15 protein-coding genes are annotated in these 13,518 nt (G+C 72.3%); 6 read left to right on the top strand and 9 right to left on the bottom strand.

What is annotated here, in order from left to right:
* On the bottom strand, nucleotides 1-787 hold a 787-nt coding region (locus ACXJKL_RS03640; protein WP_457205693.1), incomplete at its 3' end, for a M17 family peptidase N-terminal domain-containing protein.
* A 2-nt stretch (nucleotides 788-789) separates the two neighbouring features.
* Complete coding sequence (locus tag ACXJKL_RS03645; protein ID WP_457205694.1) at nucleotides 790-957, bottom strand: DUF3117 domain-containing protein; 168 nt, start codon at nucleotides 955-957, stop codon at nucleotides 790-792.
* Nucleotides 958-1,107: 150 nt separating this feature from the next.
* On the opposite strand from ACXJKL_RS03645, the gene ACXJKL_RS03650 reads away from it, so the two are divergent.
* Both ACXJKL_RS03650 and ACXJKL_RS03655 read left to right on the top strand, forming a co-directional pair.
* Nucleotides 1,108-1,893, top strand: coding sequence for a PaaX family transcriptional regulator (locus ACXJKL_RS03650; protein WP_457205695.1), 786 nt, complete (start codon nucleotides 1,108-1,110; stop codon nucleotides 1,891-1,893).
* A 17-nt stretch (nucleotides 1,894-1,910) separates the two neighbouring features.
* Nucleotides 1,911-2,708, top strand: a complete 798-nt coding sequence (locus tag ACXJKL_RS03655) for an enoyl-CoA hydratase/isomerase family protein (RefSeq protein ID WP_457205696.1) — start codon at nucleotides 1,911-1,913, stop codon at nucleotides 2,706-2,708.
* Between the two features lie 197 nt (nucleotides 2,709-2,905).
* On the opposite strand, the gene ACXJKL_RS03660 is transcribed toward ACXJKL_RS03655, so the two are convergent.
* Genes ACXJKL_RS03660 through ileS form a run of 6 tightly spaced genes read right to left on the bottom strand, consistent with a single transcriptional unit; the run spans nucleotide 2,906 to nucleotide 9,483 of the window.
* The gene (locus ACXJKL_RS03660; RefSeq protein WP_457205697.1) at nucleotides 2,906-3,655 is read right to left on the bottom strand and encodes a M14 family zinc carboxypeptidase; all 750 of its coding nucleotides are present in this window, start codon (nucleotides 3,653-3,655) and stop codon (nucleotides 2,906-2,908) included.
* A complete protein-coding gene (locus ACXJKL_RS03665; RefSeq protein WP_457205698.1) occupies nucleotides 3,652-4,077 on the bottom strand; it encodes a hypothetical protein in 426 nt (141 codons plus the stop codon). Before ACXJKL_RS03665 ends, ACXJKL_RS03660 begins: the two co-directional genes overlap by 4 nt.
* Before the next feature lie 14 nt (nucleotides 4,078-4,091).
* The gene (locus tag ACXJKL_RS03670; protein WP_457205699.1) at nucleotides 4,092-4,376 is read right to left on the bottom strand and encodes a DivIVA domain-containing protein; all 285 of its coding nucleotides are present in this window, start codon (nucleotides 4,374-4,376) and stop codon (nucleotides 4,092-4,094) included.
* A 4-nt stretch (nucleotides 4,377-4,380) separates the two neighbouring features.
* Complete coding sequence (locus ACXJKL_RS03675) at nucleotides 4,381-5,124, bottom strand: LOG family protein (protein WP_457205707.1); 744 nt, start codon at nucleotides 5,122-5,124, stop codon at nucleotides 4,381-4,383.
* 8 nt (nucleotides 5,125-5,132) lie between these two features.
* The gene (dapE, locus tag ACXJKL_RS03680; protein WP_457205700.1) at nucleotides 5,133-6,224 is read right to left on the bottom strand and encodes a succinyl-diaminopimelate desuccinylase; all 1,092 of its coding nucleotides are present in this window, start codon (nucleotides 6,222-6,224) and stop codon (nucleotides 5,133-5,135) included.
* Nucleotides 6,225-6,270: 46 nt separating this feature from the next.
* Nucleotides 6,271-9,483, bottom strand: a complete 3,213-nt coding sequence (gene ileS, locus ACXJKL_RS03685) for an isoleucine--tRNA ligase (protein ID WP_457205701.1) — start codon at nucleotides 9,481-9,483, stop codon at nucleotides 6,271-6,273.
* A 428-nt stretch (nucleotides 9,484-9,911) separates the two neighbouring features.
* Here ileS and ACXJKL_RS03690 point away from each other — a divergent pair, with 428 nt between their 5' ends.
* From ACXJKL_RS03690 to ACXJKL_RS03705, 4 genes are all read left to right on the top strand, one after another.
* Nucleotides 9,912-10,451 carry a DinB family protein gene (locus ACXJKL_RS03690; RefSeq protein WP_457205702.1) on the top strand — a complete coding sequence of 180 codons (540 nt, stop codon included), beginning with the start codon at nucleotides 9,912-9,914 and terminating at the stop codon, nucleotides 10,449-10,451.
* Nucleotides 10,452-10,498: 47 nt separating this feature from the next.
* Nucleotides 10,499-11,446, top strand: coding sequence for a 2,3,4,5-tetrahydropyridine-2,6-dicarboxylate N-succinyltransferase (gene dapD / locus ACXJKL_RS03695; protein ID WP_457205703.1), 948 nt, complete (start codon nucleotides 10,499-10,501; stop codon nucleotides 11,444-11,446).
* Between the two features lie 3 nt (nucleotides 11,447-11,449).
* A complete protein-coding gene (locus ACXJKL_RS03700; RefSeq protein ID WP_457205704.1) occupies nucleotides 11,450-12,418 on the top strand; it encodes a hypothetical protein in 969 nt (322 codons plus the stop codon).
* Nucleotides 12,419-12,512: 94 nt separating this feature from the next.
* The gene (locus ACXJKL_RS03705; RefSeq protein ID WP_457205705.1) at nucleotides 12,513-13,037 is read left to right on the top strand and encodes a hypothetical protein; all 525 of its coding nucleotides are present in this window, start codon (nucleotides 12,513-12,515) and stop codon (nucleotides 13,035-13,037) included.
* Here the strand turns inward: ACXJKL_RS03705 and ACXJKL_RS03710 are convergent.
* A partial coding sequence (locus tag ACXJKL_RS03710) for an aminotransferase class I/II-fold pyridoxal phosphate-dependent enzyme (RefSeq protein WP_457205706.1) occupies nucleotides 13,026-13,518 on the bottom strand: 493 nt, incomplete at its 5' end. The two genes, ACXJKL_RS03705 and ACXJKL_RS03710, sit on opposite strands and share 12 nt — an antisense overlap.

Below are 13,518 nucleotides of genomic sequence, written 5' to 3' on the forward strand. Positions count from 1 at the left end.
TGCCTGCACCGGGAGGCGTGTAGTCGAGGCGGATCAGGCGCGGCGGGGTGGCGGAGCCGCCGCCGACGGCCAGGATGCCGCCGAAGCCGTCCGCGGCCAGGTCCTTCTCGTCCCAGACCCGGACGTCCAGGCCGGCCTCCGCCGCGAACTCCTCGGCCTGCTCGGCGAGCCAGGCGGGGTTCTTGAGGTTGGCCGGCACGCTGGCCAGCATCCGCGAGCGCCACCCGGCACCGCCGACGGCGATCGCCCGGGCCAGCTCGTCGTCGTACGCACCGTCGTGGTCGTCCACGCCGGCCAGCACGATGCGGCGCACGGGCTGCTCGGCCGGCCCCGTCGAGCGCCAGTGGAACGCGAACGAGCCGAGGGTCGCCCCGACGACGAAGGCCGCCAGCGCCCCCTCGGGCGCGATCGCGGTGATCGAGGTGACGACGCTCGCGCGGTCCTTGGTCGCCCGGGCCACGGTGGCGCCGGCCCGGCGGAAGTCGGTGACCGTCTGGTCGCCCAGGCCCACCAGGAGCACGGAGGTGACGGTGTCCGAGACGACGGGGACCGTGGTCACCTCACCGGTGCGCCCGGTGGCGCGGGCCGCCTCGAGGACGTCGAGGAGATCGATCCCGAGCAGCTCGGACGCCTCAGCGGCCCCGGGACCGAGGACGACGTCGCCGTCCTCGCCCGGAAGGACCGGGAGGGCCCAGACCTCGGCACCACCGATCTGGTGCGGCAGCGCCGGGCTGAGGGCGAACTCCGGGGGTGAGACCTGGGAGGGGAGCTGGGGGGTGACGACCACGATCAGCCGACGACGCCCTTGAGGGCGTCCCCGAGGGCGCCCGCCTCGTCGGCGTTGAGCTCGACCACCAGGCGTCCACCGCCCTCGAGCGGGACGCGCATGACGATGCCGCGGCCTTCCTTGGTGACCTCGAGCGGTCCGTCCCCAGTCCTGGGCTTCATGGCGGCCATCGGCGCAACCCTCTTCCTGATTCAGCTCAGTGGGCCGCGTGGCTCCACATGCGAAATCGAGGCGGCTCGGCCGCCCCGACGAAGTCGTACTCGCCCATTATCCCTCATGTCGGCAGTGATGGGCACCACAGGGCTGGCAGACTCCCGACCATGCACGCGCGGTCTGCCCTGTTCGACGTCTACGGCGACCACCTGCGCACGCGTGGACACCGCGCCGCAGTGGCCGACCTGGTTCGGCTCCTCGACCCCATCGGCATCGCCGCTCCGGCGGTCCGGACGGCCATCTCGAGGATGGTGTCCCAGGGCTGGCTGGAGCCGGCCATGGTCCAGGGCTCGCGGGGGTACGCCGCCACCCCGCAGGCCATCCGGCGGCTCGAGGAGGCGGCCGAACGCATCTACCGGCGCCGCGACGACCAGTGGGACGGGTGCTGGCAGCTGCTGCTCCTGGACCCCTTCCCCTCCCGCGCCGTGCGCGCCGCGGTGCTGCGCGACCTGCCGTACCTCGGCTACGCCGCCATCGACGACCGCGTGTGGGTGAGCCCGTGGGTCCGCTCCGAGCTCGCCGAGACACTCGGACGCGCCGGGGCCACCGCGACCACCGCGCGGGCGCTCGACTTCGACCCGCCCGCCTCGCCGGCCCGCGCCTGGGACCTCGAGACGATCGGCAGCGAGTACGCCGCGTGGCTCGACGACGCCGCCGCCACCGTCGAGGACCACCTGGCCGCGCACGGCGACCCCGACGAGGCGGCCTTCGCCGCCCGCTTCCACCTGGTCCACGAGTGGCGCAAGTTCCTCTTCACCGACCCGGGCCTGCCCTACCAGCTGCTCCCCGACGACTGGGCCGGGCGTCGGGCGACCGACTACTTCCGGCGCGAGGCCGACCGCCTGGCGAGTGCCTCCGAGGCCTTCGTGGCCCGCACCCTGACGTCCACCTGATCGGGCAGACTGCGCGCATGACCTCGACCGATCCCGTCCTGCTCGACGTCGACGCAGGCGTCGCCACGATCACCCTCAACCGTCCCGACGCCATGAACGGCCTGGACGTGGCCACCAAGGACCTGCTCCTCGAGACGGTGCTCCGGGTGGCCGACGACCCCGAGGTGCGCTGTGTCGTGCTCACCGGCAGCGGGCGGGCGTTCTGCGTGGGCCAGGACCTCAAGGAGCACCTCGCCGGCCTGCGCGGCGACGCGAGCGTGCCGCTCTCCGACACCGTCGAGCGGCACTACAACCCGACCGTCCTCGCCCTCGCGACCATGCCCAAGCCCGTCGTGGCCGCGGTCAACGGTGTCGCGGCCGGAGCGGGCGCGAGCCTGGCCTTCGCCGCCGACTTCCGGGTGCTGGCGGACTCGGCGGCCTTCAACACCTCCTTCGCCGGGGTGGCGCTGTCCTGCGACACCGGAGCGAGCTGGACGCTGCCGCGCCTGGTCGGTCGGGGCACGGCGATGGAGCTGCTCTACTTCCCCCGCACCGTGCCGGCCGCCGAGGCGCTCGAGCTCGGGCTGGCCACCCAGGTGGTCCCCGCCGCCGACCTCGCCGCCACCGTGCGCGACCTGGCGGTGCGACTGGCCACCGGGCCGACCGTGGCCTACGGGTCGATCCGCCAGGCGGTCGAGCACTCCTCGTCGCACTCCTTCGCGGAGTCGCTGGCCTTCGAGGCCGACAAGATGGCGCTCACCGGCGGCACCGAGGACCATCTCGCCGCCGTCGACGCGTTCATGGCCAAGGAGAAGCCGACCTTCCGCGGCCGCTGACCGACCGCTGACCGGGCAGTTCCGTATCGCTGGATCGCGCCGACCGGGCAGTTTCGCACCGCTGGATCGCGCCGACCGGGCAGTTTCGCACCGCTGGATCGCGCCGACCGGGCAGTTCTGCGCGCTTCCGGACCGCCGAGCGGTCAGGAAGCGCCCGCTCGGCACGTTCCAGCGGTCAGGAAGCGCCCGCTCACCTCTCAGCGGCCGCGCGTACGGCGGGCGCCGAGCACGCCGAGCAGCTGCCGCGGGGCCTCGACGACCATCCGGTGCCGGGCCGGGCGGGCGGCGTACTCGATGGTGAGGGCCGCCCCGGCGAAGCGGGCGTTGTACCAGCTCGTCATGGTGCCGTGGCAGAGCCCGCCGCAGTCCAGCGTGGTCGTCGGGAGCCGCAGCGCGCGGGCGAGCCGGCGGGCGAAGCCCGAGTCCTTGGTGTCGGTGTCGACGCCGTTGAGGGGCTGGTGGAAGCTCAGCACCCGGCGCGGGCGCACGTCTCGCAGGAACGCCATCACGGCGCGGGTCTCGGGCTCGCTGGCCGGGCCGGGGCCGGACTCGTAGTTGCCGTCGAGGTCGGCCCAGTCGTGCGGGAAGTTGCGGTTGAGGTCGACGCCGTGGGCGTTGCGCCGGCTGTGCCGGGCGAGCCCGTCGGGATTGACCACCGGTACGACCCACAGATCGATCCCCCGGACGGGGCGCCCGTCGCGCAGGCTGGTGAGGATCTGCCGGGTGTGCGGCTCGTTGCCGTGCATCGTGGAGAGCAGCACGACGCGGCGCTTGCCGGGCTCCCCGAGACGCCAGGCGTGGAGGGGACGGCCCTGGACCGAGTGGCCGATCACGCGGTGCTCGACCACGGCCGTCGGCCGGTCCGCGGCCGGGGAGGTGGACGCGGGCGCGGCGGGCAGGGAGACGAGGAGTCCGGCGCCCAGGAYGAGCGCGACGAGCCGCCTCACACCGCGGAGGTGAGGTAGGCGAAGGAGAACACGACGACCCCCACGAGCATCCCGACGTGGGCGAGGACCGAGAGCCAGGGCCCCTTGCTCCACGCGTCGGTGGCCGTGTCGCCGGCGTGCTTCCCGCGGGTGGGCAGCCACCGCATCAGGATCAGCAGCCCGGCGATCGCGGTGACCCAGAAGAACCCGAGCGCGACGATGCCGACCACCGAGCCGCCGAGGAAGGAGTCCTCGGGGAACGCCAGGAACACCACCCACAGCAGCAGGGCGACGGTGCCGGCGACGGTGTGGACCAGCAGGAGCCGCGGACTGATCTGGGAGTGCCCGGCGGCGGCGTCGCCCCGAGCCAGTCGCAGCCGGGTCAACACCACGACCACCGCGGCCAGCGGGGTGAGGATGTAGACGAGGATCTCGGTGGACATCCGCGCAGTGTGCCCTAGGTGGGGTCGCCGTCGCCACGCGTGGGGGCGTCCTCGGACCGGTCCTCGAGCTGTGCGGCGAGCCGCTCGAGCAGGGTGTCCACCTCGGACATCCGGTAGCCGCGGAGCCCGAGCGAGAAGCGCACGCGCCGGATGTCGTCGCCGGTGAGCGGGCCGGTCGCCGGGACGCGTACGTCGGGACGGTCGTCGTACTCCTCAGGGAGCGATCCGCCGCGACCGGACGCGACCAGCGCGACACCCCCCATGGCGAGCACGATCAGGATCGCGAAGAACCAGGTCACCGCGTCACTCCGGCCGCTCCGCGGACGGCGTGGGGACGTCGTCGGCGCGGGCCGCGACCATCATCGCGACCGCTTCCTCGACGTCGTCGGTGAGGGTGAGCATGTCGAGGTCCCGGGCGTTGATCTTGCCCTCGGCGAGCACGGTGTCGCGCATCCAGGCCAGCAGGCCGCTCCAGTAGTCGACGCCCATGAGCACGACGGGGAACGAGGTGACCTTCTGGGTCTGCACGAGGGTGAGCGCCTCGAAGAGCTCGTCGAAGGTGCCGAGCCCGCCCGGCAGGACGACGAAGCCCTGCGCGTACTTGACGAACATCGTCTTGCGGGCGAAGAAGTAGCGGAAGTTGATGCCCTTGTCGACCCACTGGTTGAGGCCGGCCTCGAAGGGCAGCTCGATCCCGAGGCCGATGCTGGCACCCCCCGCCTCGCTGGCCCCCTTGTTGGCCGCCTCCATCGCGCCGGGTCCCCCGCCGGTGATGACGGCGAAGCCCTCCTCGGCGAGCCGGCGACCGACCTGCTCGGCGACGCCGTAGTCGTGGGCGTCCGGCTTGGTCCGCGCCGACCCGAAGACCCCGATGGCGGGCCCGAGCTCGGCCAGCGCCCCGAACCCCTCGACGAACTCGGCCTGGATCTTCAGCACGCGCCACGGGTCTTCGTGCACCCAGCCCGCGGACCCCCGGGAGTCGAGCAGCCGCCGGTCGGAGGTGTCCTCCTGGACCTGGCTGCGCCTCTCCAGGATCGGGCCCTTCATCTTGTCCTTCACGACTGGTCCTCCGCACCCAGCCAGGCCCGCAGCACCCGCTCGCAGCGCTCGATGTGCTCGACGGGCACGTGCTCGTCCTGCTTGTGGGCGAACATCGGGTCGCCGGGGCCGAAGTTGACGGCCGGTACGCCGAGCTTGGTGAACTGGGCGACGTCGGTCCAGCCGAACTTCGGGGCGGGCGTCCCCCCGACGGCCTCGACGAAGGCCTTCGCTGCGGGACGGTCGAGCCCGGGCAGGGCGCCGGCGGCCAGGTCGGTGACCGTGACGTCGTACCCCTCGAAGAAGTCGCGGACGAACGCCTCGGCGTCAGCCTCGCTGCGGTCGGGCGCGAAGCGGAAGTTCACCTCCACCACGCACTCGTCGGGGATCACGTTGCCGGCGACGCCGCCGCGGATGCCCGTGGCGTTGAGGCCCTCGTGGTACTCGAGTCCGTCGATGAGCGGGGTCCGGGCCTCGTAGTCGTTGAGCCTCGCCAGGATCGGCGCCGCCAGGTGGATGGCGTTGACGCCCTTCCAGCTGCGCGCGCTGTGGGACCGCTCGCCGGTGGTGCGTACGTCGACGCGCATGGTGCCCTGGCATCCCGCCTCGACCGCTGCGTTGCTGGGCTCCATCAGGATCGCGAAGTCGGCCTCGAGCAGGTCGGGGTCGGTCTCGGTGAGCTTGCGCAGTCCGTTGTGGACCGAGTCGACCTCCTCGGCCTCGTAGAAGATGAAGGTGAGGTCGCGGTCGGGCGCGGCGAGGGTGGCCAGCCGCAGCATGACCGCGTCGCCGCCCTTCATGTCGCAGGTGCCGAGGCCGTGCAGCAGGTCGCCGTCGGCACGCGACTCGCGGCGGGCCGGCAGGTTGTCGTTGAGCGGCACCGTGTCGAGGTGTCCGGCGATCACGACCCTCTCGTCTCGACCGAGGTCGGTGCGCGCCACGAGCGTGTTGCCGCGTCGGGTGACCGTCAGGTGCCCCAACGGCGTCAATGCGGCCTCGACCGCATCCGCGATGGCGGCTTCGTGGTGGGAGACCGACTCGATGTTGACGAGCTGCTCGGTCAGGGTCACGGCGTCGGTCCCGAGGTCCAGGACGAGGTCCAGCGTCATGGCGCCATCCAACCATCCGGGCCCGAGCCCGGACGGCAGGACGGGCTCAGGCCCGGGTGACGGAGACGGCGACCGCGGGCGCCTCGGCGTACACCACGCTCGTGGCCAGGGTCTCCTCGGCGAGCAGGGCCTCGTGGGTGCGTGCGGCGGCCAGCACGTCGGCGGGCCCGGACACCGACAGGACGATCCGGTCGCTGACCTGGAGACCCGCGTCCTTCCGGGCCTGCTGGACGGCACGGACCAGGTCGCGGGCGGCGCCCTCGGCCTCCAGCTCCGGCGTCACCGCCGTGTCGAGGACGACGAAGCCACCGCGCGGCAGCATCCCGACGGCGGTCGAGTCGTCGGCCGTGCCGGCCACGGTGTCGAGGGCGTACTCCCCCTCCACCAGGGCCAGCCCGCCCGAGGTCACCGTGCCGTCCTCCGAGACCGACCAGTCGCCGGTCTTGGAGCCCTTGATGGCGTGCTGCACGTCCTTGCCGAGCCGCGGGCCGGCGGCGCGGGCGTTGACGGTGAGCCGCTGCGAGACGCCGTACGACGCCGCCTCGGGCGCGTCCGCGGCCAGCACGTCGACCGCCTTGAGGTTGAGCTCGTCGGCGACCAGCGACTCGAAGCCGGACAGGTCCGCGTCGGCCACGACCGTCAGCCGCGACAGCGGGAGGCGATTGCGGAGCCCGGCGGCCTTGCGCAGCGCGGAGCCGGCCGAGCAGACGTCGCGGACGGCGTCCATCGACACGACCAGGCCGTGGTCGGCCGGCAGGTCCTCGACCTGCGGCCAGTCGGTTAGGTGCACCGAGCGTCCCCCGGTGAGGCCCCGCCAGATCTCCTCGGTGGTCAGCGGCATCAGCGGCGCGGTGACCCGGCAGACGGTCTCGAGCACCGTGTAGAGGGTGTCGAACGCGTCGGCGTCCTCGTCCCAGAACCGCTCGCGGGAGCGCCGGATGTACCAGTTGGTCAGCACGTCGAGGAACGACCGCGTCGAGTCGCACGCGTTCGCGACCTCGTAGTCGTCGAGCTGGCGGGTCATCGTGGCGACGTACTCGCGCAGCTTGGCCAGGATGTAGCGGTCCATCGGGTCGCTGCTGTCGGTACGCCGCGTGGCGTCGTGGCCCTGTCCCGCGCCCGCCGCGTTGGCGTAGAGGCTGAAGAAGTACCAGCTGTTCCACAGCGGGATGAGCACCTGGCGGACCGAGTCGCGGATGCCCTGCTCGGTCACGACCAGGTTGCCGCCGCGCAGGATCGGGCTGGACATCAGGAACCAGCGCATCGCGTCGGCGCCGTCGCGGTCGAAGACCTCGCGCACGTCGGGGTAGTTGCGCAGCGACTTGGACATCTTCTGGCCGTCGTTGCCGAGCACGATGCCGTGGCTGACGCAGGTCTCGAAGGCGGGCCGGTCGAAGATCGCGCCCGCCAGGACGTGCATCGTGTAGAACCAGCCGCGGGTCTGGCCGATGTACTCGACGATGAAGTCGCCCGGGAAGTGCCCGTCGAACCAGTCCGCGTTCTCGAACGGGTAGTGCACCTGCGCGAAGGACATCGAGCCGGAGTCGAACCACACGTCGAGCACGTCGGTGACCCGACGCATCGTGGACGCGCCGGTCGGGTCGTCGGGGTTGGGCCGGGTGAGGTCGTCGACGAACGGCCGGTGCAGGTCGGGGTTGCCGTCCTGGTCGACCGGCAGCCGGCCGAAGTCGCGCTCGATGTCCTCGAAGGACCCGTAGACGTCGAGACGCGGGTACTCCTCGGAGTCGGACTTCCACACCGGCACCGGGCTGCCCCAGAAGCGGTTGCGGGTGATCGACCAGTCGCGGGCGTTCTCCAGCCACTTGCCGAACGAGCCGTCCTTGATGTGCTCGGGCACCCAGCGGATCTGCTGGTTGAGCTCCATGAGGCGGTCCTTGACCGCGGTCACCTCGACGAACCACGAGGAGACGCCCTTGTAGATCAGGGGCTCGCGGCAGCGCCAGCAGTGCGGGTAGGAGTGGTCGTAGGTCTCGCGCCGCAGCAGCACCGTGCCCGGCGTGACCGAGCCGCCGGCCTCGCCGCGGGTGGCGGCCTTGAGGTGGTCGATCACGTGCGGGTTGGCGTCGAAGACGAGCATCCCCTCGTACTCGGCCACCGGGAAGGTGAAGCGCCCGTCCTTGCCGACCGGCATGACCGGCTCGATGCCCTCACGGTCGGTGACGACCTTGTCGTCCTCACCGAAGGCGCCCGCGGTGTGCACCAGGCCGGTGCCGTCCGTGGTCGTGACGAACTCCGCGGCCACCAGGCGGAAGGCCCGCTCGTGGCCGAGGTAGTAGGAGAACGGCGGGGTGTACGAGCGACCCACGAGGTCGGCGCCCCGGTAGCGGCCGACGACCTCCGCGTCCTCGCCGAGCTCGCGGGCGTACGACGCCAGCCGCGACTCCGCGACGAGGTAGCGGGCCGTGGTGTCGGTACCCGGGACGGGCGCCTCGACGACGACGTACTCGATGTCCTCGCCGACCATGACCGCGAGGTTGGACGGCAGCGTCCACGGGGTGGTCGTCCAGACCAGGGCGAGCACGCCGCCGAGCTCGTCGTCCTCCCCCTGCGAGTCGAGGCGGACACCGACGGTGACGGCCGGGTCCTGGCGGACCTGGTAGACCTCGTCGTCCATGCGCAGCTCGTGGTTGGACAGCGGGGTCTCGTCGTTCCAGCAGTAGGGAAGGACGCGGAAGCCCTCGTAGACGAGGCCCTTGTCGTGGAGCTGCTTGAAGGCCCACATCACCGACTCCATGAACTCGGGGTTCATGGTCTTGTAGTCGTTGTCGAAGTCGACCCAGCGGGCCTGCCGGGTCACGTAGTCGCGCCACTCGCCGGTGTACTTCAGGACCGACTCGCGGCACGCGGCGTTGAACTTCTCGATGCCGAGCTCGTGGATCTCGTCRGTGGTCTTCAGGCCGAGCTGGCGCATGGCCTCGAGCTCGGCGGGCAGGCCGTGGGTGTCCCAGCCGAAGCGGCGCTCGACCCGCTTGCCGCGCATGGTCTGGTAGCGCGGGACGAGGTCCTTGACGTAGCCGGTGAGCAGGTGGCCGTAGTGCGGCAGCCCGTTGGCGAAGGGCGGGCCGTCGTAGAAGACGAACTCGTTGTCGCCGTCGGGGCCGGCCTTGCGCTGCTCGACGCTCGCGGCGAAGGTGTCGTCGGCGTCCCAGTAGGCCAGCACGGCCTCCTCGATCGCCGGGAACGCCGGAGTGCTCGCGACGGTGGTGGCGGACGTGTGGGAGACCTTGGGGTAGGTCATCGGGGACTCCTGGCGGTGGTCGTCGTACAGCTCGGGCTGATGCCACGAGGACGATCGACTGACCGCGGTACCACCTCGCTTGCGCCGCCTCCCGGCGGTGCCGCTCGTTGCTGGCTGTGACGGGCCACCCGTCCGGTTCTAGTGGGCCGGTCGCTGGCGTGCGACGGCGGTTCTTCCGGAGGCTCGCCGCTGATGACGGCTCAGACGCCTGTGTCCTGATCGTACGGCGCGGTCGCGCGGGCGCGCGAATCAGTTGGGTCACGTCGACCCCCGCCTGTCACTGGCCTTCCGGATCAGCCGGCTCTTCGCGGTGCCGGTCGACGAGGTCTTCGTCGCGGACTCGGACTGATCCCGCCCGGGCCCGGGCGCGGCCGGCTCGGTGCGGGAAACGCGTTGCGCGCTCGGACCGCCTGCGGTTGGGTCCTTGCATGACCGAGATCGGCTTCAACGGCATGTGGCTCCCCCAGGAGCAGGACCCCCGGATGAGCGACACCCCGAGCCGCGGCGAGCGCGCGGTCCTCGTGGAGTACCTCGAGCACTACCGCGCGACCCTGGAGCTCAAGTGCGAGGGACTCACCCCCGAGCAGCTGGGCACCCGGTCGGTGCCGCCGTCGCGGATGTCGCTGCTCGGCATGGTCCGCCACATGGCGCGTGTCGAGCAGTCGTGGTTCCGCCGCGTGCTCGAGGGCCGGCACGACATCGAGCGGCACTTCCAGGACGAGGACGGCGGCTTCGAGCTCGGCGAGCCCACCCAGGAGCTGGTCGACGAGTCCTTCGCGCTGCTCCGGGAGGAGGTCGAGCACGCCCGCGAGGTGCTCGAGCGCACCGACCTCGACGCGCTCGTCGACGTGCACGGGGACGAGGCGGAGGTCCGCGACATCGTCGTGCACATGATCGAGGAGTACGCCCGGCACTGCGGCCACGCCGACCTGCTCCGCGAGTGCCTGGACGGCAGGACCGGTCAGTAGAGACGGCAGGACCGGGCAGTGAGGCACGAGTCCGTAGTCTTGCCGCCGTGACTGACTCCGCTGCCCGTCCCGCCTGGGGCCACGGCCTGGTGACCCTCGACTCCGCCGACCACGTCCTGGACGTCTGGTTCCCCTCCCCCGCCCTCGGCGAGCGTGCGGGCCAGGACGTGCCGGACGTGCTGGTCGCCCTCGCCGGGACCGACGCCGCCCGCGGCACACGCCGCGAGCTGCGGGCCGTGGAGATCGCCGACCTCGGCGCGGCCCCGGCCACCACCGAGGACGTGTGGCTGCGCCTGCACCTGCTGTCGGCCCGGCTGGTCCGGCCCCACGAGATCTCCATGGACGGCGTCTTCGGCCTGCTCACCAACGTCGTCTGGACGAGCGCCGGGCCGTGCGCGGTGGAGGGCTTCGAGCTCACCCGCGCCCGACTCCAGCGCGAGAGGGGCCACGTCACGGTGTTCGGCGTCGACAAGTTCCCGCGGATGGTCGACTACGTCCTGCCCTCCGGGGTCCGGATCGCCGACGCCGACCGCGTCCGCCTCGGCGCGCACCTGGCCAGCGGCACCACCGTCATGCACGAGGGCTTCGTCAACTTCAACGCCGGCACCCTGGGCGCCTCGATGGTCGAGGGCCGCATCTCGGCTGGCGTCCTGGTCGGCGACGGCTCCGACATCGGTGGCGGCGCCTCGATCATGGGCACCCTGTCCGGCGGCGGCAAGGAGGTCGTCTCCGTCGGTGAGCGCTGCCTCCTGGGCGCCAACGCGGGCATCGGCATCTCCCTCGGTGACGACTGTGTCGTCGAGGCAGGCTGCTACGTGACCGCCGGCACCAAGGTGACGCTGCCGGACGACGACGGCACAGTGGTCAAGGCACTCGAGCTCTCGGGGGCCAGCAACGTGCTCTTCCGCCGCAACTCGGTCAGCGGAGCCATCGAGGCCGTGCCGTGGAAGCGTGAGGGCATCGCCCTCAACACCGCGCTGCACGCCAACGACTAGCGCATGACCCGGCTCGGCAGGGCCGTCGTCACCGGCCTGGTCGTGCTCCTCGTCGTCGTCGGGGTCGGCGTCCTGATGGACCGTGACGGCGGCAACCCCCTCTTCTCGTCCTCCGGCTGCACCGCGGAGGTCGACGGACTGGTCGTCGACCTGAGCCTGGAGCAGGCCGAGAACGCCGCCCTGATCACCGCGCTCTCGATCCGGCGCGGGCTGCCTGCGCGCGCCGCCAGCATCGCGCTGGCCACGGCGTACCAGGAGTCCGACCTGCTCAACATCGAGCACGGCGACCGGGACTCGGTGGGCCTGTTCCAGCAGCGCCCGTCCCAGGGCTGGGGCACGGTCCAGGAGATCCTCGACCCCGTGCACTCCATCAACGCCTTCTACGACGCGCTGATGCGGGTCGACGGCTACGAGGCGATGGAGATCACGGTGGCCGCCCAGGCCGTGCAGCGCTCGGCCTTCCCCGAGGCGTACGCCGACCACGAGGCCGACGGTCGTGCGCTCGCCTCCGCGCTCACCGGCAACCACGAGGCGGCCTTCTGGTGCGAGACACCGGGCGACGCCGAGGAGGACAGCGACCGCCTCGACGACGCCGGCCTCGTGCGCCGCGCGGCCGCCGTCCGCGAGGATCTCGAGTCGACCTTCGGTCCCTTGTCCCTCGGCGGGTTCCAGGCGGGTGGGGTGTCGTCGGGCCACATGGAGGGCTCCGCCCACTACGAGGGCAGGGCGATCGACGTCTTCGTGCGGCCGATCAGTGCGGACAACACGAAGCGCGGGTGGGCGCTCGCCCACTACCTCGTCGCGCAGGCGGACCGGCTCGCGATCAGGACGGTGATCTTCGACGACCGGATCTGGCGGGCCGGGTCGCGCAGCGACGACGGGTGGTCCGACTACGACGTGCCGTCCTCCTCCCGGGGCGACCGGGCGATCCTGGAGCACCGCGACCACGTGCACGTCGACGTCGCGGACTGACCTCCGCCGTCCCGGTCTGATCCACCCTCCTGAAAGTGGGTACGACCGTGCCGGGCGGCGGCCGTCGGCGCGCTCCGGCCCTAGCGTCCGGGCCATGCGGACCTCGACCATCTACACCATCGGCACCGCCCTCGCCCGGGCCCAGGGGACCGGCGTCAGCGTGGACGTGCTCGTCGCCGGCCAGTGGCTGTCCGGGCACGTGAGCGCCCTGGACGGGCACGGACTGGTCCTCCATCGCAACGACGGGGTGCTGTCGGTCCTGCGCATGGAGAGCATCTCCGCCGTCCAGGTGCGGCAGGCAGCGGCCTTCGAGGAGCGTCCCGAGGTCGAGCGGCACCCGGCGGACGACGCTGCGCACCCGATGCCGGCCGCGTCGAGTGACGCCAGGGCCGGCGGCTCCGACGACGGGGACGACCCGCCGTCGCAGTCGACCGTGGTGCCCCTCCCCCGGCGCGACCCGTCGGCGACCCGGTCGGCGAGGCCGGCCCCGACCGGACCTGTGGCGCGGCCCACCGTCGGCCCCATCGTCTCGCCGCGCTCGGTGCCGTCCGAGGGGCTGCACACCATGATGCGCTCGCTCCGGACGGCGCCCGGAGCGGATGCGACCTCAGTCTCCTGAGGCGAGCCGCGCGACCGCCGCGTCGATCCGCTCGTCGGTGGCCGTGAACGCCACCCGGACGTGCCGGCGACCGGCCCGGCCGTAGAACTCCCCCGGAGCGACCAGGATCCCGAGGTCGGCCAGGGCCGACACCGTGACCCAGCAGTCCTCGTCGCGGCTGCTCCACAGGTAGAGCGAGGCCTCGGAGTGCTCGATGCGGAACCCCGCGCCCTGCAGCGCCTCGCGCAGCCTCGCGCGGCGGGCGGCGTACCGGGCGTGCTGCTCGACGACGTGCGTGTCGTCGTCGAGCGCCGCGATCATCGCCCGCTGCTGGGGACCGGGCATCTGGAGCCCGAGGTTCTTGCGGACGGCGAGCAGCTCGCCGACGAGCGCCGGGTCCCCGGCGACGAAGGCGCAGCGGTAGCCCGCGAGGTTGGAGCGCTTGGACAGCGAGTGGACGGCGAGGATGCCCTCGTGGCTGCCGTCGCAGACGTCCGGGTGC

This window comes from Nocardioides sp. P5_C9_2, from assembly GCF_054049555.1.